Annotated in this window: 18 protein-coding genes and 2 tRNA genes; 11 read left to right on the top strand and 9 right to left on the bottom strand. The window is 60.3% G+C overall.

The features are described from left to right. Positions 1 to 26 precede the first annotated feature (26 nt). The 6 genes from WKF55_06445 (at position 27) to WKF55_06420 (ending at position 8386) form a co-directional block, all read left to right on the top strand. Positions 27 to 100 (top strand) — tRNA-Ile (locus tag WKF55_06445). 145 nt (positions 101 to 245) lie between these two features. After that, positions 246 to 319, top strand: a tRNA-Val gene (locus WKF55_06440). A 54-nt stretch (positions 320 to 373) separates the two neighbouring features. Next, positions 374 to 2968 carry an SLBB domain-containing protein gene (locus WKF55_06435; GenBank protein ID MEJ7759215.1) on the top strand — a complete coding sequence of 865 codons (2595 nt, stop codon included), beginning with the start codon at positions 374 to 376 and terminating at the stop codon, positions 2966 to 2968. 10 nt (positions 2969 to 2978) lie between these two features. Next, entirely contained in the window at positions 2979 to 4172 is a 1194-nt protein-coding gene (locus tag WKF55_06430; protein ID MEJ7759214.1) for a GNVR domain-containing protein, read from the top strand. Between the two features lie 16 nt (positions 4173 to 4188). Beyond that, entirely contained in the window at positions 4189 to 6612 is a 2424-nt protein-coding gene (locus tag WKF55_06425) for an O-antigen ligase family protein (GenBank protein MEJ7759213.1), read from the top strand. Positions 6613 to 6808: 196 nt separating this feature from the next. Continuing rightward, positions 6809 to 8386 carry a capsule assembly Wzi family protein gene (locus WKF55_06420; protein ID MEJ7759212.1) on the top strand — a complete coding sequence of 526 codons (1578 nt, stop codon included), beginning with the start codon at positions 6809 to 6811 and terminating at the stop codon, positions 8384 to 8386. A gap of 33 nt (positions 8387 to 8419) precedes the next feature. On the opposite strand, the gene WKF55_06415 is transcribed toward WKF55_06420, so the two are convergent. The 5 genes from WKF55_06415 to WKF55_06395 all read right to left on the bottom strand — a co-directional run bounded on the left by WKF55_06415 (position 8420) and on the right by WKF55_06395 (position 14512). Next, entirely contained in the window at positions 8420 to 10156 is a 1737-nt protein-coding gene (locus tag WKF55_06415) for a capsule assembly Wzi family protein (protein MEJ7759211.1), read from the bottom strand. 13 nt (positions 10157 to 10169) lie between these two features. Further along, positions 10170 to 10868, bottom strand: a complete 699-nt coding sequence (locus WKF55_06410) for a hypothetical protein (protein MEJ7759210.1) — start codon at positions 10866 to 10868, stop codon at positions 10170 to 10172. 42 nt (positions 10869 to 10910) lie between these two features. Then, the gene (locus tag WKF55_06405) at positions 10911 to 11726 is read right to left on the bottom strand and encodes a class I SAM-dependent methyltransferase (protein ID MEJ7759209.1); all 816 of its coding nucleotides are present in this window, start codon (positions 11724 to 11726) and stop codon (positions 10911 to 10913) included. A gap of 92 nt (positions 11727 to 11818) precedes the next feature. Next, positions 11819 to 12985 (bottom strand): glycosyltransferase family 9 protein, encoded by a 1167-nt coding sequence (locus WKF55_06400; protein ID MEJ7759208.1) that lies wholly within the window; start codon positions 12983 to 12985, stop codon positions 11819 to 11821. Positions 12986 to 12988: 3 nt separating this feature from the next. Then, positions 12989 to 14512: a flippase gene (locus tag WKF55_06395; GenBank protein ID MEJ7759207.1), complete on the bottom strand. Its 1524-nt coding sequence runs from the start codon at positions 14510 to 14512 to the stop codon at positions 12989 to 12991. Between the two features lie 201 nt (positions 14513 to 14713). Here WKF55_06395 and WKF55_06390 point away from each other — a divergent pair, with 201 nt between their 5' ends. Next, complete coding sequence (locus tag WKF55_06390; GenBank protein MEJ7759206.1) at positions 14714 to 15772, top strand: glycosyltransferase family 1 protein; 1059 nt, start codon at positions 14714 to 14716, stop codon at positions 15770 to 15772. Between the two features lie 34 nt (positions 15773 to 15806). Here WKF55_06390 and WKF55_06385 read toward each other — a convergent pair whose 3' ends face one another. The 4 genes from WKF55_06385 to WKF55_06370 form a co-directional block, all read right to left on the bottom strand. Next, the gene (locus WKF55_06385; protein ID MEJ7759205.1) at positions 15807 to 17000 is read right to left on the bottom strand and encodes a glycosyltransferase family 9 protein; all 1194 of its coding nucleotides are present in this window, start codon (positions 16998 to 17000) and stop codon (positions 15807 to 15809) included. A gap of 59 nt (positions 17001 to 17059) precedes the next feature. After that, positions 17060 to 18205, bottom strand: a complete 1146-nt coding sequence (locus tag WKF55_06380) for a glycosyltransferase (GenBank protein MEJ7759204.1) — start codon at positions 18203 to 18205, stop codon at positions 17060 to 17062. Positions 18206 to 18242: 37 nt separating this feature from the next. Then, a complete protein-coding gene (locus WKF55_06375) occupies positions 18243 to 19244 on the bottom strand; it encodes an NAD-dependent epimerase/dehydratase family protein (protein MEJ7759203.1) in 1002 nt (333 codons plus the stop codon). Between the two features lie 141 nt (positions 19245 to 19385). After that, positions 19386 to 20930 (bottom strand): exopolysaccharide biosynthesis polyprenyl glycosylphosphotransferase, encoded by a 1545-nt coding sequence (locus WKF55_06370; GenBank protein ID MEJ7759202.1) that lies wholly within the window; start codon positions 20928 to 20930, stop codon positions 19386 to 19388. 387 nt (positions 20931 to 21317) lie between these two features. Here WKF55_06370 and WKF55_06365 point away from each other — a divergent pair, with 387 nt between their 5' ends. From WKF55_06365 to rfbD, 4 genes are read left to right on the top strand one after another with little or no spacing between them, the layout of a single operon-like run. Beyond that, positions 21318 to 22586: a lipopolysaccharide biosynthesis protein gene (locus WKF55_06365; protein ID MEJ7759201.1), complete on the top strand. Its 1269-nt coding sequence runs from the start codon at positions 21318 to 21320 to the stop codon at positions 22584 to 22586. Beyond that, positions 22583 to 23470 carry a glucose-1-phosphate thymidylyltransferase RfbA gene (gene rfbA, locus WKF55_06360; GenBank protein ID MEJ7759200.1) on the top strand — a complete coding sequence of 296 codons (888 nt, stop codon included), beginning with the start codon at positions 22583 to 22585 and terminating at the stop codon, positions 23468 to 23470. The genes WKF55_06365 and rfbA overlap by 4 nt, the downstream gene beginning before the upstream one ends. Further along, on the top strand, positions 23467 to 24018 hold the full coding sequence (rfbC, locus tag WKF55_06355) for a dTDP-4-dehydrorhamnose 3,5-epimerase (GenBank protein ID MEJ7759199.1): 552 nt from the start codon (positions 23467 to 23469) through the stop codon (positions 24016 to 24018). The genes rfbA and rfbC overlap by 4 nt, the downstream gene beginning before the upstream one ends. Then, the gene (gene rfbD / locus WKF55_06350) at positions 24015 to 24875 is read left to right on the top strand and encodes a dTDP-4-dehydrorhamnose reductase (protein ID MEJ7759198.1); all 861 of its coding nucleotides are present in this window, start codon (positions 24015 to 24017) and stop codon (positions 24873 to 24875) included. The genes rfbC and rfbD overlap by 4 nt, the downstream gene beginning before the upstream one ends. Positions 24876 to 24896 lie beyond the last annotated feature (21 nt).

Raw genomic sequence — 24896 nt, 5'->3', positions numbered from 1 at the left:
CGCGGCTTAAATTCTGATATCCGTTCGGGCCCTTAGCTCAGTTGGTTAGAGCAGCGGACTCATAATCCGACGGTCGCAGGTTCGAGTCCTGCAGGGCCCATCCAGCCGTAGCGGCACCCGTGCCTGGTCCTGGTGTACCGTGAGCGGGGCTACTTACTCGGTTTCAGGTCGGCCGTTACTTTTCCGGTTGGTTTCGTTCCGGTCGGCGCTGAAATATTGCTGTGGCCGCTGAGCGGCCAAATGTCGGTCGCGTAGCTCAGCTGGTTAGAGCGCTGCTTTCACACAGCAGAGGTCCGGGGTTCGAGTCCCTGCGCGACCATGCTTTTCCTTTCGCCGGCGCCGAACGAGACTCTACTTCACCTCCTACTTTGCGATGAATCCATCAAGACTGCGGTCGCTTGCCGCTGCCGCAATTCTCTGCCTTGTACCTGTGGTTGCCGGTGCTCAGAATCCATCACCGGCACAGGCGCAGGCAATGCTTGAGTCGAATCCTGCGTTGCTCCGCGAACTGCGCTCCCGAATTCTCTCGAGCGGTTTGACACCCGATCAGGTTCGGGCCCGGCTCCGCGCCGAGGGGTACCCGGAATCAATTCTCGATGCGTACCTTCTTGGCGGCGATCAGGCTGGAGGAGAGCTTTCCGCGCCCGGCGCAGCGCCCGGCGCAGCGCCTCGTCAGCAGGTCTTTGACGCGCTCCGCTCCCTCGCAATCACCGACACCGCCGATCTCGCGTCACTTCGGTGCAGCGTCGACGCGCTTACGGATGACGCGACACTCAATCCTGCTGATACCATTGGAATCGGCGCTGCCAAGGCGCTCGCCAACAAGCGGTTGCTTCGCCAGCAATGCGAGGCACGACTCGCCGGCTTCAAGGACAACACGACCCGCGCCGACCGTGACAGCGGCTTTGTGATTTTTGGTCTCGACGCGTTTCGCCGATCCAGCTCACTGGCTGATCCGAATCTCAGCGGGCCGGTTGACGCAAATTATCGCCTTGGACCTGGCGACCGGCTGGCACTGATCCTCACTGGCGACGTTTCAGCTTCCTACGAGCTGGACGTTACGCGTGAAGGGTTCGTGGTGATACCCGAAGTGGGACAGGTGTTTGTCAACAACATCACGCTTGGCAATTTTGAGAGTATCCTCTATGACCGGCTCGGCCGCGTGTATTCCGGAGTAAGGCGGGGCCGGGGTGCCACGACCCGCTTTTCCGTGAGCCCGGTGCGACTTCGCAGCAATCAGATCTATGTGGTGGGCGATGTGATAAGGCCGGGGAGCTTTCGCGTGTCGAGTGCGGGGACCGCGCTCACAGCGCTGTTCGCGGCGGCGGGACCTTCCGACAACGGCACACTGCGCAACATCCAGATCAAGCGGGCAGGCAGAACCGTAGACGTTCTCGATGTGTACGACTATCTGATCAACGGCGACGCATCGCACGACGTCCGGCTGCTAACTGGAGACGTCATTCTCGTCCCGGTGCACGCCCCGCGGGTTCGAATCGTGGGAGAGGTCACACGGCCGGCTACATACGAAATTCAGCAGGGAGAGACGCTCTCCGACGCGATTCGATTCGCGGGCGGCTTCACGCCGAATGCTTCTCGGCGTCGGGTGCAGATCGAGCGTATCCAGGCCCCGGCTACTCGCGGAGAAGGCGGGCGGGACCGGGTAACCATCGACATCTCCCCGGTAAGTCTGGCCGAGGGAAGCCCTTCTGACGTGCCGTTGCTGGCGGGGGACATTATCCGCGTGTTCCCGGTTACCGAACGCATCCGCAACCGCATCTCTGTCGAAGGCAACGTATGGCAGCCAGGCAATCTCGGACTGACTGCCGGCATGAACGTGTCGCAGGCACTCCGCGCCGCCGGGGGACTCAAACCCGATTCCTATCTTGGCAAGGTCCTGGTTTCCCGGCTCAATTCCGACTCGACCAGGGTTCAGCTGCACGCGACGCTTGCCGATACGACAGGGCGAGTAATCGGAGATTTCGTGCTGAGGGAAGACGATCAGATTCGCGTATTCTCCGTTACCGAATTCCGGCCTACGCGATTCGTCGGAATCACTGGCGCAGTGCGCACCAGCGGGCAGGTGCCGTTTCGGGACGGGATGACAGTCCGCGATCTGGTGTTGCTGGCTGGAGGACTCGAGCAGAGCGCGGATCTTCGTGAAGCCGAGATCGCCCGGTTGCCGCTGGATCGCCGTGCGGGGGCCACGGCAACGACCTTCCGAGTGCCACTCGACTCGAGTTACATCTTCGAGATCGGGCCGAATGGCCAGTATTTCGGGCCTCCCGGACTTCCCGCAGCGGCCGGCGGGTCACCTGAAGTGGCACTTCGTCCCTACGACAACGTGCTTATTCTCAGGCAGCCGAACTGGGAATTGCAACGACGCGTTACGATCGCCGGAGAGGTGCGTTTCCCAGGTGAATACACACTTCGCACGAAAACCGAGAAGGTGATGGATATCATCCGGCGCGCTGGCGGGCTCACGCCCGAGGCATATGCGGACGGGGTCACGTTTTTTCGCAGGCGCGACAGCGTGGGGCGCATCGGGATTGCACTTCCGGAAATTCTCCGCGCTGACAGGTCGCGCGACAATCTGCAGCTCGTAGACGGCGACTCCATTTTCATTCCGCGTTTCAACGCCGTAGTGAGCGTCAAGGGAGCAGTGAACTCGCCGGTGGCGGTCACGTACCGGCCGGGCGCAGACCTGGATTACTATGTTCGAGCAGCAGGTGGTATCACGCGGGGAGGGGATCTGCGGTACGCATACGTCACGCAGCCAAATGGAAAGGTCGAGGCAACGTCGGGCAAGTTCATCTTCAGGAACAATCCCGAGCCGCGCCCGGGGAGCAGCGTGTATGTGCCGGAGCGCGACAAAAACGAACGGCGCGTCGATTTCATTGCCACGCTGAGCGGCTTGACGGCGCTGGCCGCAAGCCTGCTAACGGCCATCGCGATCGCGCAGAGGTAACAAGGAGAGCGTGCGACAAGCAGACGAGACGACTGCCGGCGGCCATCTCACGTTCACGGGATGGATCGCTGGTGTTTCTGCGCGCTGGAGGCTCATCGCGCTCACGACGGTTGGTGCTGTCGCCCTCGCACTTGCGGCAACCTTCATAATCCCTCCGGTGTATCGGAGCAATGCCTCCTTTGTCGCAAACAGTGCTGGCGGGTCCAAGCTACCTGGTGGCCTCGGCGGAAGTTCGGCGCTTGGCGGGATTATCTCCCAGTTTGGCGGCAGTATGGGCGGAGATCCGTCCGAGTCACCAGTGTTTTACGTTCAGCTTCTGGCCAGCCGCAAACTTCTGACTCGTCTGCTCGATACGCGCTTCCCTGATCCGCGCACTGTTGCGGCGAGCGATAGTGCACCACTCATCTCCATCCTGCGCATCAGGAACGCAGACCCGCAACGTCGCGTCGAGCTGGCAGTCAAGCAGTTGTCTGACGCCGTTAGCCCGGGCTGGGACGCAAAGACTAATCTGGTCTGGTTTTCTGTCGACGCTCAGTGGCCGGAGCTGAGTGCGCAGATCGCCAACGAGATGGTCGGCCAGGTAGGGTCATTCAACCGTGAGATTCGAGTGTCACGCTCCAAATCGAAGCGTGCGTTTTTGCAGATGCGTCGCGACAGTGCTCAGGATGCATTGCGCAGTGCAGAGGAGCGGCAGCGGTTTTTTTATGAGCAGAATCGCGGTTTTGTCAGTGCCCCGAGTCTGAAATTTGAGGAGCAGCGCATCAGGCGTGACGTCGAACTCGCGTCTGATCTTTACGTAAACCTCGATCGGCAACTGGAAGGCGCGCGAATCGACGAGATTAATGATGCCGCGCTGATAACCGTCGTGGACACAGCCGTTGCGCCACGGAAGGCGCAGTGGCCGCGTTATGGAGTACTCGTCTTTTCCGCCGCCGCACTTGGCCTCCTGGCGGGATTGGTGGTGGCGGGGAGCGCCGCGATATTGGCCGACTGGCGGCGGCGGAATCCCAACACGTGGGCTGATCTTCGTGGTGCCCTCAGGCCAGCACGGCCCGGAGCTGTACCCGAGACGCGAGAGGAACAACCGGGAGCACCTGCCCAGCAGCCGGCTTTTTATATGGGATCCCATGCAAATTCGTCAGCGCTATCCGCTGTCGGGCGGTCCGAGGAACCCTTGAGTCCCGCGCAGCGACCAGCCGTCTGAGCGGATTATGGCTCCAATGCCGGAACTGCCCCACCCGTCGCCACTGACCTTCAGTATGTGGGTGGTCGGCATCGCTTCGCGGCGGCGGCTGATGCTGAAAGTGATGGGCGCGACGCTGCTCGTCGCCGCGACCGTCGTACTATTACGGCCGCCGGTCTACCGGGCTCACGCGTCATTCATAACTGCGGCACGGAGCGAAACGGATATCGCGTCAGCGATTTCCGCTACCCTGGGAGGCGCCGCTTCTACGACACAGTCGCTCACAATGGCCGCAGCCGAACCAATGCCGCCGCCCGAATTTTATGTGCAGCTCATCGAGAGCGTGGAAGTGCGGCGGCGCCTGCTGCAGGCCAGATTTTCTGACCCCCGCAGTGCGCAAGAGGGCGACAGCGCCTCACTTCTCGAGATTTATCAGGTAAAGGCGGACGATCCGAGGCGCGCGGAGGAAATTGCGCTCAGGAAGCTTGGTAAAGCGATGTCGCCAAATGTGAATGGTGAATCCAACCTTGTCGAGCTGAGGGTTGAGTCCCGCTGGCCGGAGGTTTCAGCGGCGATCGCAAATCGCACAGTCAGTCTGGTGCAGGTGTTCGGCGAGGAGCAGCGTGGGTCGCGTGAGCGATCCAGGCGCCTGTTCCTCGAGCAGCGCGTCCGCGAGGCTGACGCTGCGCTGGCTCGGTCCGGTGAGGCGATGCGTGAGTTTCGCGAGCGCAACCGGCAATGGGAAAACTCGCCGCGGCTGGTGTTCGAGGAATCTCAGCTCCAGAGGGCCGGCAGCGCTGCGACGTTGCTGGGCATTTCGCTTCAACGCCAACTTGACGCGGCTCGCATCGACGAAGCGGACAATGCGGGCGCAATCACAGTGATAGACGGGGCGGTGCCGCCCCGCCGCGCGGTATGGCCGCATTACTGGTTGCTGATGTTGAATGCGCTCGTTGTCGGTGGGGTTCTCGCGGTGGCGGCTGCGGGCGTCGCAGTTTTTGCGACTGGACAACGACGTGAGAATCCTGGCTCTTCCTGGTTGCAGGCGTCGGGCTCTCCTGGCGTCGCCGACGCGCGGTCGTTCCCTGCCCGCGTCGCCTTCCCTCTGTTCGCCTGGGGACTCGCGTTTCACAGCCTTATCATCACGGTGCTGTTCGGCTGGTTCGGACTTCCGGAGAACACTGTCAGAACGATTGCTGCGTGGAAGGAGGCCGGCCTCGCGGTACTATTGGTGATTATAATGGTGCGCGCCATGACTGGTCGCGGAGGTCGGGCAGCGATTGCCTGGCCCGATCTGTGGATTGGCGGACTCATGACGACTGCCGCCCTGTTTCTTCTAGTGGAAAATCTGTGGCTGGGCTTCAATCTGCCGGCCGGCGCCGAGTTTCTGGGTATCCGCGATTCTGTCTATTTCATGATCGCCTACTTTGTGGGTCGCGCGATGCCGGAACTCGTGTCCGATGACAGAGCGATGCGAAGTCTGTTTATCCTCATCGTTCTGACATGCGGCATCGGTGTCCTGGAAAGAATTGTTGTGACACCTGAAATGCTCGTTGCGCTCGGTGTCGCTTCGTATTTCCAGAACTTTCTCGGGGTTTCCGCGTTCACGGTCGGCAACGATTATGGCCTGCCGCTCAACTACTGGACGATGATAGGCGGCAATCTCTTTCGCAGAGCCGGCTCTGTATATCTAAGCGGGCAGGGTTTCGCGGTTCCTTTCATCCTCTTCTTCCCACTGGCAACCGCATGGGTGTTTTTGCGCGAGAGCCGAACGCGGCTGCTGACTGCTGCCTATGCAGTAGTAGTGACAGGCCTGGTGCTGACGCTCACCCGCATGACGATTCTGGTTGCCTTGATCCAGCTCGTTCTGTTCGTATGCCTCATCAGGCGACCCGAGTGGGCCGTTGCCGGGGTGGCACTCGCATCGGTGGTATTCGCAGCCGCTTTCGTCAGCATCCCCGGGTTCCCCACCTTCGTCTGGCACACGCTTTCGTGGCAGGAAGGAAGCAGCATATCGCATGTTACCGACTGGACGAAAGGGCTGGCGGTGCTCGCCGAAAACCCATGGGGCTCGGGCCTTGGCACCGCGGATCAGACGGCTGTACGCGCGGGCCTCAAGCATCTGACGGGCGACAACCTCTACCTCAAATACGGCGTCGAAATGGGCGTGCTGGGCCTGAGCCTGCTCCTGCTCGTGCTCGGTGCAATCGGTGGGTCGGCGATGCGTCTCTATCGGCAGGGCGAGAGCCTGGCCCAGCAAAGAATGGGACTTGCAATGTGGCTGTCGGTTGTCGGCATCGCGATCAACGGCGTCACGGCGGTCGTCTTCAACTCCATAACCCTGGGGTGGATTTTCTTCTGGCTTGCTGGTGCGGCCGTGACGGTCGCTCAGCGGTTGCCAATGGCCCGAATGGCCACAAAGCGAGTGCATGGTGCGCGTGACGGCTTGCAGCTGGCGTAACTACAACGGGCTGAGCGGAGTGTTAAGATTCCGAACTCTGCGAAGAAAACATCAAACCCAATGTTCAACGATGACAGTACGACCGATGTACCCGCCGCGTCGGCTGGCTTTGATTCCTGCGTTGGCGCTTTCGGCAATCCTTTGCGCGAATCCGTTTGAAGCGAACGCCCAACCGCGCAGCGCTTCAATAGGCGATTTGGCAACCGGAAGTGAGTTTGAGGATTATCTCAGGGTTCTTCAGGTTGCCGGAGTGGCTCCGCACTACCCGTGGTCTATTCGGGGCTTTTCGCCACGGGAATTGAACACTTTGGTCGCATCCGATACTGCTGGCCCCTGGGCTTTGAAGAATCGCTTCACTGCTTCGCGGTTCGATGCAGGTCCTGCCACCCTGACGTCCAATTTCAACTCTGCATATCCTTACGGCGCCAACGATGGCGCAGTCTGGATCGGCCGCGGGTTGACGGTCGCCGCTTCCGCGGCAGTTTCAGGACGATACGGGCCTCTCTCATTCACGCTGGCTCCGGTTGTGTTTCGCGCCGGCAACTCGCCCTTCCCGGTCCTGCCAAACGGAAAGACGGGGCCACAGTCATTCAACCGCAGCACTTTTACCGACCTCGTGGACATGCCACTCCGGTTCGGAGCCGGCGCATACTCGCGGGTCGACCTCGGCAACTCGGGGATTCGGCTCGACTCGAAGTATGCGACGGTCGGATTCGGGACGGGGAATCAGTGGATTGGTCCGGCCACCGAGCATCCGTTCCTTCTTGGCACCAATGCGCCGGGATTTCCGCATCTCTTCGTCGGCAGTGGTTCTCCAATCGATCTGTGGATCGCGAAGATTCATGCGCGGGTGATGTGGGGAAAGCTCTACCAGTCAGAGTTCGGCCCTGTTACTGGAGGCACCCGTTTTACCACAGGCGAGACCGGCACGGAGCGACTGACGACTGCGGCGACTTTTCTGGTTCTTCCTCGCGGCTTTCCCGGCCTCGAAGTCGGTGTTTCCCGGTATTTTCATGTGCCGTTCGAAAACGGGGAGCCGAGCGGCAAGTTTTGGTCGAAGCCGTTCAAGGTGCTGTTTTTGAAGAATGAGTTCGCCGAGGGCGACAGCGCGGGTTTCGATAATCAGCTGGCGTCGCTCTTCTTTCGGTGGACGTTTCCCCAGAGTGGATTTGAGGTGTACGGAGAGCGCGGATATGAAGATCAGTTTTACGATCTCCGCGAATTCATTCAGGACATCGATCACGAGCGCGAATACATGCTCGGTTTTCAGAAAACATTTCTAGGCAGGTCGAACCGGATCGACGTCATCAAGGGTGAGCTGGTCAACTATCAGATTCCAACGCTCGCGCGGCTTCGTATCGAGAACGCCGTTTACCTTCACTCGCCGCTGCGGCAAGGCCATACGAATCGCGGCCAGCTCCTGGGGGCCAGTCCCGGGGTGGGCGCGGCGGCGGCATCCACTCTGTCATGGATGCGCTATTCGCCGATAGGTCGCACTGGACTGACTCTCCGGCGCATCGTCAGGGATCAGGCGGGAGACTACCTGGACGCTATCAAGACCAACGGCGGCTACAATCCATTGCCGCCCGGATTTACGGCCTCTGCGAACAAGGAAACAGACGTTATCGTCGCGCTTGGCCTGGAACGGATGCAGTTCACGCGGTATGCGGACTTTGGCGTGAAGGTCGAGGCGATGCAGAATTACAACCGAAACTTCACTGACGATGTCGCAAACCTGAGCGTCCAGCTCATGGCGCGCGTTCGCCGCTGGTAGTACGACCGTCTTCGCCCTTCGAGCGCCTGGTTTCTAACGGTAACGGAACGCCGTCATTCCGATCTTCAGTGAGATAGTCCTGAGGTCGAGGCGCTCACCGTTGTTCGGACACCCGCCTTTGTTCTGAAACAGTACGTTCAGCCGGTTCTGGAGGGTAAGCTCCGCTGTCATCGAGCCGAATCCGCCGAACAGTGCGGCCCGCACTCCCGGATAAACGCTTATGTCATGGTTGCAGTACGAAACATAGTCCGGAAATCCGAATGTGCTGTGCACATCTTCGTTCCACCGGATTCGTCCAGCGAAGGCGCCGAGTTGCCAAAATGATTTCATGTAGTCAAGCGCGACAAACTGACTCGAGGCGCCTGGACCGATTGATGCTCCAATGATGTGTCCGCGATTGGTGTATCCCTGAAGCACGCGGTTGCTCGTGTACCACGAACCGACGGGACGGTCGCGGAACGTGGCGCTCTGCTCGAGCTGCGTGATTTCTGCCTGCCCGCGAACGTTTCCGCCGCCCCACGCATCTCCCCGCCACTGCATTCCGATCGTGTACCCCTGCGTGTGATTTGGAGTCTTCAGGAAATCCGCTAACCCTGTCGCTGGCCGCGTCCGCCCCCACTCGCCATAGACCTCGGCGCCGTTACGTGGAAACACCCACCGGGCAAAAAGGGAGAACAGCTGGTCCCTCCCACCTTCTTCCACCGGCTCATCAGTCAGTATATCAGCAAGAACGTCCGGATTGGGCCTGCTCGCGGTTTTGAAGACATCGCCAAGGCGACCAGGGATCAGTTCCCAATTTCTCGCCGCCGCGTAGACAGACCGGGCAAAGCCGATCGTCAGATTGGGATCCCAGCGCGACTGCAGAGTCGCACCAATCGAGGCTAGGGAGCGAATGTCATTTGTAGACACCGTGTCGAAGTATCGCGACTCGGTGAGCGCGCCCGCGAGCCAGCGAAACTCCAGGCCACCTGCCGGCGTGCTGATGGGACGCCCGGTGCGCAGAAAGATGTGAGGAAATCCCGGCGCATTGTTGCTCAGGAGCATGGCATTTCGGATTCCCGGCCCCCACCACTGGTTCTCATTCGAAACTCCCAGCTGAACGCCACCCGCGTGCAACAGTAGCGTCGACTCACCCATGTCGAAACTCCGTATGGGGCGACTTCCGAAGCTCAGCGGCTGGTCGATTGGGAAAGTGTAGAAGTAGTACGGAAACGTGTAACCGCGTCCGAGGTATCTGAGGGGGACGGTGGGCTGGAAGTAGTCATGCCTGAGCAGCCAGTAGGAATTGTCGGATGCGATAATTTGTGGAGCAAAGACAAGGCTGACGTGTGGTGCCTCCAGCCTGAAACCGAGCAACGCTCGCCTGCTGATTCCGCGCCCGGCCCAGAGCGAGCTGTTGTTCTGCGAGAATGGCAGGCCTGAATTTCGTACCAACAGGAGTTGGGGATAGATGAGCTCGCCCGCAAACCATCGATTGCCCAGCGCTGGCGGGGTCGCCAGCGAAGACGCCGACCGCAATAGCAGCGACTGACCCGGCGCCACGCCCTTTACAAGCTGATCGGCTCGCATCCGATCGACTTCGTGAGCTGTCACAAGGGTGAGCGAGGGCAGTTGTATCTTGGTGGCGGAGTCGGTCGGGCGGGCGGCGGCGGCGACACTCACGGAATCCCGGGCGGTGTCTGCCACGCTCTGGGCTCCAGCGTGCGAAGCTGCGCTGAAACACGCAACGAAAATCCCCGCGCATGCCGCGACTCTGGAAACAAGCTTCATGACGGAGAAATCCCTATCTGACGAACGTCTTTACCTGTTCGTAGACCGCGGCATCGGTAATCAACGCAGCATTTTTCATGCAGGCTGTCACAGAGTTTGCAGCATCGTGGATGGCAACGCTCGACTGCGGAACAACGAGCTCATCGCACGGGCTCTGCCATGTTGCGTATCGTACTGGCGGCTGTGCCTCGACCACCGCATTCAGCGCGGTCATGAATGCCGACTTGGGCGCGATCTCCTGACATGCAATCGAAGAGCATTGACCCACTGCCGTTGATCCATGATTCGGGCCGCCGAGCGACACCCACGCATCCACTTTCTCCACACCACCGAAGTTCCTCAAATAAAAACGGGACGACAGACTTCCTGCGTGATGAGAGATGATGTCGACTTTTTTCGCGCCGGTGACTGTCATGATGTGATTTACCTGGTTGTAAATCTCCTGACCCGCCGCAGCGTTTGTTACCAGGTAGCTATATGTGAACCCGAATAGCTCCACGCCATCCCTCCAGCCATCGGCCACAAACCGGGCGCGCATCTGCGCGAAACTCGCCGACGATCCGCCCAATCCATGGACAAACAGGATCGGATCGTGATTCAGCTGCGGAAGTGCCTTCGGCCTGACAACGCCGGTGGCATCGCTGCACGCGGCGGAAATCAAACCGACAAGAACGACGTACCTGAAGAAGCTGATTGACCCTGTCCCGAGCATTTCTGAATATGATGTGGCGTTCTGACGAACGGTAGGCCGCTGCTATTGAAGTCTCTCGAACACGTACAGATCCTGCCTGGGTACACCCAGCGCGCCTTGAGGATAAATCCTGCGGATGCCGAACAGATCACCCCAGTGCGTTCTCACATATGAGGCCGGATGGTACACGCCGCACATGTTGGTGCCGGCATACTGCGGGTCGACGACGATGAGCTCACCCTGATTGAACCGCTCCCTTTCGGCGTCTGTTACCCTCTCGGCATCTCCCTCGCCGCTGAGCGTGAGCAGCAACACTCCGCCAGGCTCTATAACCCTGTGCAGCTCGGCAATCCATGGGCGTTGTAAGGCTTCAGGCAGGTGCGTGAACACCGAAATGGCGTAGACCAGATCGAACATTGCATCGGCGAATGGCAACGACGCCTCGATTCCGTTGGTGCTGAGGTTAATGCCCTCGAGATTTTCAGCCGCCCATTTTACTCCATCGGGATTGTAGTCCGTTCCGAAAAAATGCGGGCCGGACACCGCCGACCATTGTCGCAGTACGCGGCCACAGCCGCACCCCAGGTCGAGCACCGCACGAAACGATTCAATGGGACGCTTCAAATCATCGAGGGCCTCACGCAAGCTCTGTACTGTCAGCTCGCCCGTGCGCAAAAACCAGGAAACATCTCGGGTGCCCGTGGCGCTGAAAATCAGGCGCCCGGGAGGTATCGGTAACTTGGAGGCCAGCCGTGCTCGCCTGTTTCGCACGGCAAGCTGAGGACTCCAGCCCTTCATATTTCGCCAGACCACAAAAGCGAGCGGAAGGAGGGCGGAGCCGCCCAGACCGCGGCGTATTCGACTGGCCAGTTGCGTCATTTACCGGAGGTGTCAGGTGGAAGTCTGCGATCGATCTGCAGGGGCCAAATGCACTGATGTCGGGGCGTGCCCATACGGGCCGAATCTAAGGCTCATTGGAACTCAGCGTCCAACCGTCGCTTACTCAGCATTCGCTCGACGGCCCGAACAACCGATGCTGCGGGGATCGCTTCGAGCGCTGACCGTGTTAGGGAATGGTTGCCATCGCTGGACTCCCGCGCGGCTTCGTCAGCGCTTACAACTTCATGCCCCTCGCCCAGGGGAGAAAACCATCGCGCTATTCCATGTCCGAAAACTGCGACCGTTGGTACCCCCAGCGCTCCCGCGATGTGCATCGGTCCGCTGTCGTTGCAAACGACAACAGTGCATCGCTCCACCAGCGCAATAAGCTCGCGCAGTGTTACGCTGGCCGTAACCGCGCCGTAGTCGCTTGCTAACCCGGCTCCGTAACCACCAGGTTCGACGAATGTGACCAGGCGCACCCCGCTGTGGGCAGACAATGCCTCGGCCACTTGAGCGAAACGCTCCAGTGGCCACCGCTTCGCAACAATACTTGCGCCGGGATGAATGCCGATGAGAGTGTCAGTTGGCGCAACTCCGCGATCGGTGAGATACTCGGCTGCCCACCGCCGCTCGGCCGCTGACACATGCAGCATCGGGGTGACGATTTCCATCGCACCCCCGAACGGCTTCAGCAGTTCGAGCCAGTCGGAGACTTTGTGACGGGCTGGATCATCCGCCGGCAATGCGTCGGTCAACATGTCATCGCCGTACCCGAAAGCGTAACCAACCCGTCGGCGGGCGGCAGACATGGCGAGGATTACATGCTCGCGAACGTGCATCCTGCTCTGAAATGCAATGTCGAAATCACGCTCTTTGAGACGCCTGCGAAACCGCCGCAAGTCGGCTGGATTCAGCGCGGATGAGCTGTAGGTGAGCCAGCTCGCCGCCGGCTCTGTCTCGGTAACGAGAAACTCATCCACCAGCGCCATCCCGCGCAGAATCTGCGTAGCGTGCGAACGCGCAAGAAGAGTGATACTGGAATCCGGAAAACGAGCTCGAAGCTGCGCGAGAAACGGTATTGTGAGGACAACGTCGCCGATATTCCAGAGCTCCACCACGAGTATGCGGCGAACATCCCGGGGCTCCGCAGATGTTGCAAGTGCGCCACGTACGAGCGGACGCGTCGCTCGTGAAATTGCATTGAGGCTCGCGAGCTTGAGGCGCTTCCAGGGTGTAGCAACCCAACTTTGTGCCATCCCCTAGACCCCGCCCGCGCGAGTCCGCGACAACGTGCCCAGCCACGCTCTCCGCTCTTCACCGCTCAAAACTGTCATCCACGAAAGTGCAGTGTATGACATTAGACCAATCACCATCAGCGTGAGTGCCGCCGGCAGCGATGCACCCGCGAGTCGGACGGCGCAGGCAAGTGCGGCTGAGAGCCCTGCAACCGTCCACAGTAACCGCACGGTGCGCGCACGTTCCGCGGTATCCGCTTCGCAGCGTCCGAGCGTCCGCCGGCTGACCAATTCGTATAACACAAGGTCGGTTACGCATCTGATTGTCCACGCCAGAGCTGCTCCGGTTATCCCGAATGCACGCACGAGACCTATTGTCAGCGGCAGATGAATGACAATCTCGGCCAGATGAATCTTTGCGGGAAGATCGGGCCGGTTCGATCCATACAGCAGAGCAAGCGGCAGATGCGCCAGCCCGTTCAGGAACACTCCTGCCGCGAGGATGCGGAGAGCGTCACCCGCCGCAACCGCGAACTCCGAGCCGAGCCAGGTTTCGAGCACGGCGGGAGCAAAGGCAAACAACAGCAGACACGGCGGAAACAGCAGCGCGGCCATTTGTCGTCGGGAGGCACGGGTCACAGCCAGTGCGCGCGCCCGCGACCCGCTCGCATCGGTCGCCGCAAGTGCAGGCAGTAACGCGCTGAAAACCGTTACGGGGATGAGCAGAAAGCGATTCGCCGCCTCAGCAGCGCCCGTGTAGTACCCGAGAGCGGTCACGCCCACCGCCGACCCCACGACGAATCTGTCGAAGCTCCCAAGCAGAGGCCCGAGCGCGGTAGAAATGGCGACCCATCCGGAATATCCGAGCATCTCACGCAGCGTTTCAAATCCTGCGGGAAGGCCCCACCGCCCTCGCAGCAGCGACCTGCTTACGGCGGTCGCGCTGATCAGCAGCAGCGTAACACGAACGGCGAGCAGCCACCACAGAATGACGGACAGGGAATATCCTGCAGAGGCAACAAAGGCCGGAACACCCACTGAAGCAAGTCCGCTCGGAATGCGCAACACGGCACTGAGGTCGAAGCGCTGAGCACCCTCCAGAGCCGCTCGCAAGGCAGCCGCCGCGAGGAGAACGGGAAGATGAAAGGCGAGCACCCGGAACATGGCGGTCGCTTCGGGTATGGCCGCCGGAAGAATCGTGAATACGCGGGTTACGAGAATTGGAGCAAGGAAAAAAAGCAGTAATCCCGCGACCAGCCCGGCCGCAGCCTGAAACAAGAGGGACCCAAACACTACTTCCCTTAGCCGGTCTCGGCTTCTTTCCGTCGCGTCAGCCACGAACCGGACAGTTGCGCGTCCCAGTCCGAAGTCGAACATTCCGCTCCCCTCCGCTACCGCCCATGCCAGCGCCAGGAGTCCGAACCTGGAGGCACCAAGTGCCCGGATTGTCACCGGTACCAGAAAAACTGCCGCTGCGGCGGGAAGTGCGAGCGATGAGAAATAGAGCGCGCTGTTTCGCGCAACTCTCTGCGAAGTTGCGCCCGCCACGCTAGGCGTCAACGCGCGTCAGTGCGGGCTGGACGGGCAACAAGGATCCTGACACCGAATGGCGTTCATGGCGCGAAATGTATCGACAGGCATCCGAGGTGCACAGCAGTGTGTACATTGTCGATCGCAGATGACCGATTGCAGCCGTGACCCGCTCAATGACCGTGCAGTCGTAATTCGCATGGACGCGTGTCGCGCGCCATGAGACCAGTTGTTGTCGCTCTTGACGCGGAGCACACACGTCAGTCGGACGCAGGGGTTGCAAGATACGGCCGAAGCCTGGCCGCCGAGTTCAGAAAGCGCGATGACGTTTCGGTGATTGAACTGGGTGGTGGCGAGGTGGTTGCACGGGGAACGACGGCGAAACGAATGCTGACGCTGCGGCAGGATTTCCACTGGTATCCGTGGGCGGGCAGGAGGCGCGCACGCCTGCTCGGAGCCGACGTGTATCACGTGCCAATTCCCCGCGGCCCCCTTGCGCGAGGGAAACCGCCGCTGGTTATCACGGTGCACGATCTGGTACCCCTGCTGTATCCCGAAACAACCACCCCGTGGAGCCGCATCTACAGCCGGCTGACACTGAGAAAGGTTCTCGATGCAGCTGACAGAATCATCACGCCGTCGCAGAAAACGGCAGACGACCTGAAGTCGCTACTGAAGCTTGAGGCGGATCGAATTCGGGTCGTTCATAACGGCGTTGACGATATTTTCTTTGGGCCCTTCGCAGAGCCGGCCGTTGCCGATGCAATCGACGGGCCCTACGTCCTGTTCGTGGGTACACCCGAGCCTCGCAAGAATCTCGCGCGTCTCATTGCCGCGATGTTGCTTTTGCGGCAGCGGGGTTTCGACGAGAGGCTCGTCCTGGTCGGTGCGGGTGGGTGGGGGGCAGCGACACAGAGCGCCGACGGACAGTTAGTTCATCGAATCGGTAAGGTGTCGGATGTCCAGCTCCGTGCGCTGTACCAGCGGGCGTCCTGTCTGGCACTGCCTTCACTTCACGAAGGGTTCGGCCTCACAGCCCTTGAAGCGATGGCGGTAGGAACGCCCGTTGTTGCATCCTATGCAGGCGCGCTTCCAGAAATCACTGGCGGCGCTGCAACACTTGTCGACCCACTGGATACGGCGGCCATCGCCGATGGAATCGCACACTGCATCGGTACCCGCGAACTACATGCAACGCGGGGCCACGAACATGCGAAGCTGTTCAAATGGTCGCGCTCTGCCGCTGGCACGGTCGCCGTGTACCAGGAACTCGTATGAGACCCTCAGGTGCACACGATCCTTGCTCATATTGTCACGCCGGCGGGCGCACACTGCGCGTCTCGAGGGACCGTTTCAACTGTCGCTCGGCCGCATCGAGCACAGCGGCCCGGTCAGGATAAGAAACAAAGTCGTGGCCGGTTCCGTGTCCGACCGTTATCTGATGCTCACCGTATGGACGATGCCAGACCGGGTTCCCCGTGGTGAAGATGCCGATCACCGGCACCTGCAACGCATCAGCGATGTGCATTGGTCCGCTGTCGTTGCAAATGACGACGTCACAAAGGGTGAACGCAGCCATCATCTCACGCAGAGATGTGCGGATGAACCGTGCGTCTGTCTGGAGTTGCATGTCCGCGCCATAGTTCTCGGGATCCACGAACACCAACACCCTGACCGTGCCCGCGCGCACTTGCGACGACTCAAGAGATGCCGGAGCCGGAACAGTTTTACTATCCCGCGCGACGAGCGAATCAATGACCCATGCAAAATCTTCCAGAGGCCACCTCCGGCGTGGCTGGCTCGCGCCCGGGTGAACGCCAACAACAACATCCCCTTCCATGTAACCGAGTGCTCGCAGCCGTCGCACCGCCTCCGCGCGCTCACCCGGCGTGACAGACAAGCGGGGCCTGTAGCTCGTCCCAGCGGCGGTTGATGAGACATGCCCGCGGTGACCGCTGTCGCCAAGAGGGCCAAGAAGCGCGAGCCAGTCGTCGACCTTGTGGTGATCATCGGGTGCGGCAGTCAGCGCGTCAGTGAGCAGGTAGCTCCCGCCTCCAAAGTCATATCCGATTCGTCGCGGGGCGCCCGTGGCGAATGCAACCAGGTTGCTGCGAATGTCCATGCGGCAGTCGATGGTCACATCAAACTCAGACTGTCTTAGACGGCCGAGGAGATTACGGATAGCTCGCCGATCGTAGCGGCTCGCCCGGTACTTGTGAGTGTTTGCCGTCCACGGCAGATCAAACTCGATAACGTCGTCAACCAAACCGCTGTTCCGCAGCAGCTCTGCCGCGTGCGGCTTGCCGAGGAGCGAAAGTCGCGCGTCGGGGAATCGCGCGCGCAGGGCCTGGAGCACAGGAGTGACAAGAACGACATCTCCAATGAGCCAGGGTTCAATGACAAGAATGTTCCTGATTCCCTGCCCCGTGTCCCGCCTCGGACGCCAAATGAGACGAGGTATCAGCGAGCCTGCAACGCCCAGGGCGTCCGCGATGCGCAGCGCCATGAGCTTCCTCCGCGTTACTGGCCAGGTTTGCGCCATCCGGGCTTAGCCTTCACCGGCAATCACCGTGCGGCGACTTCCATGAACAAAGCATCATACTGACTGGCAATCTTCTGCCAGGTATAGTTGTCCCATATTCGCTCGGGTCCCATCTGCCTCAGTTGCATTACGCGGGAGCGATCACCCTCCAGCGCCTGCATCTGCGCGGCGAGTATGGTCTCGTCGCGCGGGAAGAAAACTCCACCGTCGGCGAGCACTTCCCGGTTGAATACCGTGTCGAGCGCGAGGATACAGTTCGCATACCCCATTGCTTTCAGCAGCGAGGGATTGGTGCCCCCCACCGAGTGACCGTGTACATAGACAAAACAGTTACAGTGCAGCTCGCGGATCACATCCTGATCGTTGATGTGACCGGCAAGGATGATTCGATCGCCGACCATTGCCTGAAGATCCCGGTGGAACTGGCTATCATAGTTGGCACCTCCGGCGATCAACAGTTTTTTCTTCGTGCCGGAGGCAAGGAACGCACGCGCAATGAGATCCGCATGGTTTTCAGGAATCAAGCGGCTGGCAATCAGGTAGTAATCATCCGCGGCAACACCGAACTGCGAGATCAGTTCGGGTCGCGCCGAGACCTCGACATGCGCGCCGTATGCAATCATCGTCGTCTGCTTGCTGAAACGCTCAAGGTAGAACTGCCGCATTGCCTCGGCATCCGTAACCAGCTCGTTGCAGAATCGCACGGCAGACCTCGCGGCCGAAAGAAAATACCAGCGGGCTACCGGCCCCCACTTTGCGCGGGTCCAGTCGAGGCCGTTGACATTCATGACAACCTTTTTTCCGAACAGCCGACAAATTGCCGCGTGATGTCCCATTCCCACATTCACGAAGAAGAAGACGTCGTACCGTCCGACAGCAAGTGCATGGAGCATTGCGAAGAATGTGGAAATCACCCCGGAAAAGTTTTTTCCGCCAGGGGACGGCACGTACACAAGTCGAACGCCCTTGTAACTGGGGAGGCGGATTTCGGCCGGGAACGAGCCGCGCCTGCAGTACATCACGATATCGTGACCCGCTTCAGCGAGTCGCGGCGCTATCTCACCGAAGCCGGTCTCAAAACCGGTGAAATGAAGATTGGGCATCGGCATGCCATAGAGTCCCAGCATGCCGATACGAAGGGGGCGCCCGGTTGGGGGCGATTCGGTCACATCCGGGTCTCAGCGCGAGACAGGTGGCCGAGGCGTGCTAGAGCAACCGTGCAGTCCAGGTTGCGGGTACGAGAGGAGAGTCGATTTCAATCGGCAAGTGGTACTCGAACGGCTTCGTTCCGTTGGCGGCTACCCAGTCGATGATCGACTGGAGCCCATCCCGCAGACTGACCGTGGTGCGATAATCCAGCAGCCTGCGTGCCTTGTCGGCCGAGCATGTCGCGTAGCGCACTTCGCGCGGTCGCTCGGGAACCATTATCGGGTCGAGAGGGAAATTCAGAATTTCGCCGATCAATTGCGCGAGCTCGAGAATCGACACGTACTCTTCATCGGGTCCGATGTTGATCGTTTCGCCGGCTACATCAGGCAGCGTTCCCATTTTGATAAGGGGGTTGACGCAATCCTGAATGAAGGAAAAACAACGCTTCTGCCCGCCGTCGCCGTATATCAGCGGTTGCTTACCCTGCAACATCCGGTTGATCATGATGCTGGCGACATTTCTGTAGGGATCGTCGTACTTCTGCTTCGGTCCGATGATGTTGTGCGGAACCGCGATCATGTACTCCATTCCGTGGGTCTCGCAGACGTTTCGCACCAGTAATTCGCTGGCGTACTTAGCGATGCCGTAGGGATCCGTTGGTTCCAGTGGCTGGTCTTCAACGTAGGGCACGGGCCCGTTCCCGTACCTCGCCATGCTCGAGCAGTGGACGAACCGCTTGACGTTGTTACTGGCCGCCGCGGCGAGGACGGTGGCGGTGTTGTTGTACACATGCGTGGCGATGAGTGCGGGGGAGAAAACACTCAAGCCTTCTGTCGCGATTGCCGCGGCATGGTAGATAACATCCACTCCCTTCGTGAGCCGTTTCATCGCCGCAAGGTCGTTGCAGTCGGCTGTCTCGTATTCGATGCCTTCCGGAAGGTTCTGGAGATCTCCGCCGATGAGGTTATCGCACCCTACGACGTGATCGTTCCTTGCGATGAATGAATCAGCCAGATGGCTGCCGAGAAATCCCGCGGCACCGGTAACAAATACTTTCAAATTTCCAACTCCTGGATGGTCTGCTTGGCCGCGGGTTGTGCCCGCGATGAATTTACAAATGTAGTGAGTTCCGGGAGCATCAACACTCGACGCAAGCCAGTCAGGCGGCGCGTGTCAGCAGCAGCGATTTGAAAGCAGCGGTCAGTAGGCGCCGGTGCGGCGCATCACCGCGGGCAGTGTTCGAAACATGATGCTCACGTCCAGCCAGAAGCTCCACTGCTCGATATACTGACGATCGAGATAGACGACATCCTCGAAGTCCACGACAGAGCTGCGTCCGCTGACCTGCCATAACCCCGTAATACCGGGCTTGGCGTCGAGCCGGCGGAAATGGTGGTCCTGGTAGTTCGCGAAATCCGCCTCGAAAAATGGTCTCGGACCTACGAGCGACATGTCCCCCCACAACACGTTCCAGCACTGCGGCAGCTCATCGAGACTCCACCGGCGGAGCAACGCGCCAAGCCGCGTAACTCGTGGGTCCTGGGGAATCTTGAACAGCCGCGAGTCGCCGCTGTGATTCAGGTGAGACAACGCATACTTCTCAGCATCGGCACCGACGCGCATCGTCCGAAACTTCAGCATGCGGAAGCGGCGCCCGCCCAGCCCGGCGCGATCCTGGGCAAAGAACACCGGCCCCGGGGAGTCGAGCTTGACGGCGGCAGCGATGATGACGAACACCGGCGACAGCAGCAACAAGCCCAGCGCTGCACCGAACGTATCCACGATTCGTTTAAGGATCACCGCGGACGCCTTGAGCACCGGAGCGCCCAACTCGAAAAATGGCTGATCCTGGTGCCAGACGAGTGCAGGCCGCACGCCCGCGATTTTTACTGCGCGCGCGGGGTACAGAAGCTGGCAACCAGACGCGAGTATGGCCTCGCGCACGCCTGTGATCTGCTGATCGTTCAGATGCTTGCACACGATGACCGTCTCTGCCCGATGCGCATCGATGATATCGGCAAGGTTCCAGATCGTACCCAGAGCTCCTTCAAAGGGACGACGGCCGATAGCTACGTAGCCTGCAAGCGAGTAGTCGCCACCGGCGGCGAGCACGGCGTGCTCGAGCTGAATACTCGACTCGCTCCGGTCGGTAATAAGGAGCGCTGGTGCCGAGCCCCGCGTGCCCGGCCAGATGCGACTCAGAAAGGCTTCCGTGACCGCCCGAACTGTGAGGATCCCGCTCCAGGTGAGCGTTGCAGTCACCAGATAAAGAAAGACCGCACCCGGGAAGTCTCCGCTCCTTGCGAGCTGCCAGGGGACGATAAGGCAAGCGAGAGCGGCGGCGGCGAGCAGGCGGATCCTGCCATTCAGACTTCGGTGCCTGCTGTAACTTCCGGTGATCACAAGCATCAGGATAAGCAGAGGCCCGAAGACAACGCCCCCGCCATAACTGGCGCCGATCGCTCTGGCAAACTCGGCGTTAATCCACCCGGCCGATGTCGCGCCGGTGGCTGCGAGGGTAGCAAGCAGAGCGCAGATTGCAATTGCTGCAACATCTCCGATGAGAAGAGCGCAGAACCGGGCCGCGATTCGCGCCGTGTGCCGCTTAACCGATACCGGCCGCCTTTCCCGCAGACGGGTCCGGACGTGCAACGGCGACTCGGAGCGCCCCGGGGCAGGAGCGGGGGCGAGGGACGAGGTCAGACGCAGGTGATGCTGTGTCGCGAGCGTCGAGCGTTTTGCCATCAATGCATGCGATGGTTGAGGCGTAGCTGCGGGCCCATCATACTACGGCGGGCAGCCTGCGCGGACTTCTGGAAGCAAATTTTCTGCCAGCGCCCCGTCCGGAAGCCTCGCCCCTCGAGGCCAACGGCAACCGGGGGGATAGGGCTGAGGGACGAAGTGCTTTGCCTAGATGATCTGCGCGCCATCCCATGTCTCATCCAGTCTGCTCGCGAAAGAATTCAACTAAGGTTGCTGCGAAACGTTGCGGAAATATAGCCCGAACCGGTGCGCATGCCTTAGATTGTGCGGAATCTGAAAACCACCTCACCCCATGTTCTGACGCCAGCCCGGGAATTATCTGAGTAATCTACAGAGATCCATGTTGGCGCCGGCGTACAAGTTTCGTTGATGCGCGTCCAGCTCGCGTGGACGATGGCGGCGGAGCTGGTGGTCATGGTCTCGGGAGTTCTGTTGCTCAAGCTTGCAGCGAACTTGCTCGGGCCTGGCGGGTTCGGGGAATATGCGCTGAGCCGCCGCGCGATTGGACTGCTCTACCTTCCGCTCGTCATGGGCCTGGGAATCGCGGCACCGCGGTATCTGGCAATCGCCAGAACTGGTGCACTGAGTGGGCATTCGGAGCGCTCGTTCGCGGCCGCTGCACTGATCGCCGGGCTGATTCCCCCGGTCATTGTTGCAATTCTGCTCACGCTGAGCCCCTCCTCCGCATCGGCCTTGCTGTTCGGGAGTACGATGTTGAGGCACCTTGTGCAGCCGGTGTCGCTTGCGATTCTCGGCATTTCGCTCCATAGCATGGTGTACGCCGTGTTCCGGGGCCGACTGGAAATGGGTCTTGCCAACACCATGCAGCTGGCGAGCCTCGGGATCGTTCCCCTGGTCGCCTTCGCTGTCGTCGATTCGGAAGCGGCGGCAGTGATTCAGGCAACCGGCATTGGCTGGATCACAGTCAGCTCGGTTGCGCTTTTTGCCCTGTCGTTTCGACTGCGACGCGAGCATGCCGGCGAGGCGGGTCTCGGTAAGCACGCCATCCTGCTGCTGCGATTTGGAATTCCGCGGGTTCCAGGGGAGTTCGCGCTGATTGGATTGTTCGCCATCCCGGCTCTTATTGCGCTCCGGACCGAAGGGCTGGTGGCAGCCGGACATTTCTCGGCAGCGATGTCGCTGGTCACGATTATCTCTGGTGCGTTCACACCAGTCGGTTTGATTTTGCTCCCGCGGGCAAGTGCGCAGGCAGCAACCGGCGATCTTACGGCAGTCCGGCGGATGACTGCACGAATCCTTTTCGCGGGCACTCTTGTCGCCACTGTTGGGGTGCTGGCTGGTGAACTTGTCATACCGCCGCTGATTCAATGGTATTTTGGACCGGCGTTCATGCCAGCCGTTCCCGTCTTTCGTGTCTGCCTCCTTGCTGCAATTCCGTATGTCGTCTACGTTCTGCTGAGAAACATTCTCGATGCCCTCGACGTCCGTGCGCTCAACAGCCGCAACCTGATGATCACACTGGGTGTGCTGCTTATGCTGTGTTTCTTCCGTCCGACGATCATGTGGATGTCGGGGAGCCTTGTCGCCTCCCTCTCGCTGCTGGGCGTCCTGACTGTCCGCGAGACATACGCCCGCCTCAGGGCAGCGCCTGATCGGCCACTCGCGGTGACGGCATGAGTCGCAAAGGGATAATTCTGGCGGGTGGGGCCGGTACTCGCTTATGGCCATCGACGCGGGTCGTGTGCAAGCAGCTCATCCCGGTTTACGACAAGCCGATGATCTATTATCCACTCACCACCCTGATGCTGGCCGGCATCCGCGAGATCCTGATCATCAGCACGCCGTCGGATACACCTCGCTTCCAGGAGCTTCTGGGAGATGGAACACACCTCGGCGTCGAGCTCGGCTACGCAGTTCAGCCGCGTCCCGACGGCCTGGCGCAAGCGTTCATCATCGGTGCCGATTTTATAGGCGATGAATCGTCTGCACTGATTCTCGGTGACAATCTTTTTTTCGGGCAGGGCTTGCCTGAACAACTTCAGCGCGCCGCGCTGAAAGGCGAGGGCGCGACAATATTCGCATACCACGTGAAGGATCCCGAGCGGTACGGAGTTGTCGACTTCGACGAATACGGGCGGGCCCGGAGCATCGAGGAAAAGCCCGCGCGCCCGGCGTCATCGTATGCAGTCGTAGGCCTCTATTTCTACGACGACACCGTCGTGGGAAGGGCGAAAGAGCTGGCGCCCTCAATCCGCGGAGAACTGGAGATTACGGATCTCAACCGACACTATCTCGAGAGAGGCCAGCTGACTGTGGAAACGCTCGGTCGCGGAATGGCGTGGCTCGATACCGGAACCCACGATGCTCTTCTTGCCGCATCGAACTTCGTGTCGGTTGTCGAAGCGCGTCAGGGTCTCAAGATCGGCTCGCCCGAGGAAGCCGCGCATCGAATGGGGTTCATCGGCGATGAGGCTCTTCAGAGTCTCGCGGCAGCTATGGGGTCGAGCTCATATGGTGAATACCTCCTCGGGTTGATCGGCTCAGTCACTCCCGCGCGATGATCGTCCGGCAAACGCCACTCGACGGGGTGCTGATCGTTGAGCCCAGAATATTTACCGACGACCGCGGTTTCTTCATTGAGACATTCAGCAAGACCTCTTTCGCAGGGTCGGCTATTGCGAGCGATTTCGTGCAGGACAACCACAGCCGTTCCATTGGAGGGGTAGTGCGCGGGCTGCACTACCAGAACGACAACCCGCAGGGAAAACTGGTGCGCGTCGCGAGGGGAAGAATTTTTGATGTCGCGGTGGACATCAGAGCCGGGTCGCCCTCATTCGGCCACTGGTTCGGAGTCGAGCTCAATGACGAAAACCTCTGGTCGTTGTGGATTCCTCCCGGGTTTGCTCATGGGTTTGCAGCGCTTTCCCCTCTGGCCGATGTCGTCTACAAGTGCACTGCGCCTTATGACGCCGCGGACGACAGGGGAATTGCCTGGGATGACCCCGACATTGGAATTTCCTGGCCCGTCCAGCATCCAACGGTTTCCGCAAAGGACGCCGCGTACGGAGGGCTGAGGCAGCTGTCACGCGAGCGGTCGGTCACTGCGTGAAGCGCTTGCTCATCGTCGGAGCTGGCGGCATGACGGGAACCGCGCTGACACGTCACGCACTCGCTGCGGACTGGGATGTTACGGCGCTGACGAGGGATAATCTGGATATCGGCGATGCGGTGCAGGTTGCCGAATCAACGCGACGAGCCCGGCCTGATGTTGTCATCAACGCTGCCGGGTACACGGCTGTCGACGCTGCAGAAAACGCGAGGGATGCCGCAATGCGCGTTAACCGCGATGGGGCCGCAAACCTGGCACAGTCGGCCGCGGAAGCCGGTGCCGCCATCGTGCACATCTCCAGTGATTACGTTTTCGACGGCGAGAGCGCGACTCCATACGCTCCCGACGCTGAGCCCCACCCGGTCTCCGCATATGGCGAATCAAAGCTCGCGGGTGAACAGGCAGTGCGGATGCACAATCAGCGTCACACTATCGTCCGCACCTCGTGGGTCTACAGCCACACGGGAGACAATTTTCTGCGGACGATGCTGCGACTTGCCGCCGATGGCAAAGAGATACGAGTAGTCGACGACCAGCATGGCAGTCCAACGTGTGCTTCGGATCTTGCCGTGGCTCTCCTGCGCGTTGCTTCCCTTGTTGCCAACAATGCCGACGTAGGGGGCACGTACCATTTTACAAACTCGGGTTCGACTACTTGGTGCGGGTTCGCCAGGGCAATCTTCGAGGAACGGCGGAACTCCGCCATCATCGTGCGTCCGATCGCTACGCGCGAGTACCCTACGGCGGCCCGACGGCCGCGCTATTCAGTCCTGGACACGAGCGCGTTTACATCGGCCTTCGGCAGACAACCCCGGCCATGGCGAGACGCGCTGAGATCCACCCTGGAGCTTTTGTGAAATCGACGCTGTGTCTCCGCC

The sequence above is a fragment of the Gemmatimonadaceae bacterium genome, assembly GCA_037721215.1.
GTDB lineage: Bacteria > Gemmatimonadota > Gemmatimonadetes > Gemmatimonadales > Gemmatimonadaceae > UBA4720.
Note: the sequence above shows the minus strand (reverse complement) of the source record. Positions and strands in the feature narration are given on the sequence as shown.

Excerpts from the sequence above, each read along its gene's own strand:
- WKF55_06385 (MEJ7759205.1), bottom strand. The coding sequence starts at position 17,000 with ATGGCGCTGCGCATCGCGGACGCCCTGGGCGTTGCAGGCTCGCTGATA.
- WKF55_06370 (MEJ7759202.1), bottom strand. The coding sequence starts at position 20,930 with ATGGCAAAACGCTCGACGCTCGCGACACAGCATCACCTGCGTCTGACC.
- WKF55_06405 (MEJ7759209.1), bottom strand. The coding sequence starts at position 11,726 with ATGACGCAACTGGCCAGTCGAATACGCCGCGGTCTGGGCGGCTCCGCC.
- WKF55_06365 (MEJ7759201.1), top strand. The coding sequence starts at position 21,318 with ATGCGCGTCCAGCTCGCGTGGACGATGGCGGCGGAGCTGGTGGTCATG.
- WKF55_06400 (MEJ7759208.1), bottom strand. The coding sequence starts at position 12,985 with ATGGCACAAAGTTGGGTTGCTACACCCTGGAAGCGCCTCAAGCTCGCG.
- rfbA (MEJ7759200.1), top strand. The coding sequence starts at position 22,583 with ATGAGTCGCAAAGGGATAATTCTGGCGGGTGGGGCCGGTACTCGCTTA.
- WKF55_06390 (MEJ7759206.1), top strand. The coding sequence starts at position 14,714 with ATGAGACCAGTTGTTGTCGCTCTTGACGCGGAGCACACACGTCAGTCG.
- WKF55_06410 (MEJ7759210.1), bottom strand. The coding sequence starts at position 10,868 with ATGCTCGGGACAGGGTCAATCAGCTTCTTCAGGTACGTCGTTCTTGTC.
- WKF55_06425 (MEJ7759213.1), top strand. The coding sequence starts at position 4,189 with ATGCCGGAACTGCCCCACCCGTCGCCACTGACCTTCAGTATGTGGGTG.
- WKF55_06415 (MEJ7759211.1), bottom strand. The coding sequence starts at position 10,156 with ATGAAGCTTGTTTCCAGAGTCGCGGCATGCGCGGGGATTTTCGTTGCG.
- rfbC (MEJ7759199.1), top strand. The coding sequence starts at position 23,467 with ATGATCGTCCGGCAAACGCCACTCGACGGGGTGCTGATCGTTGAGCCC.
- WKF55_06435 (MEJ7759215.1), top strand. The coding sequence starts at position 374 with ATGAATCCATCAAGACTGCGGTCGCTTGCCGCTGCCGCAATTCTCTGC.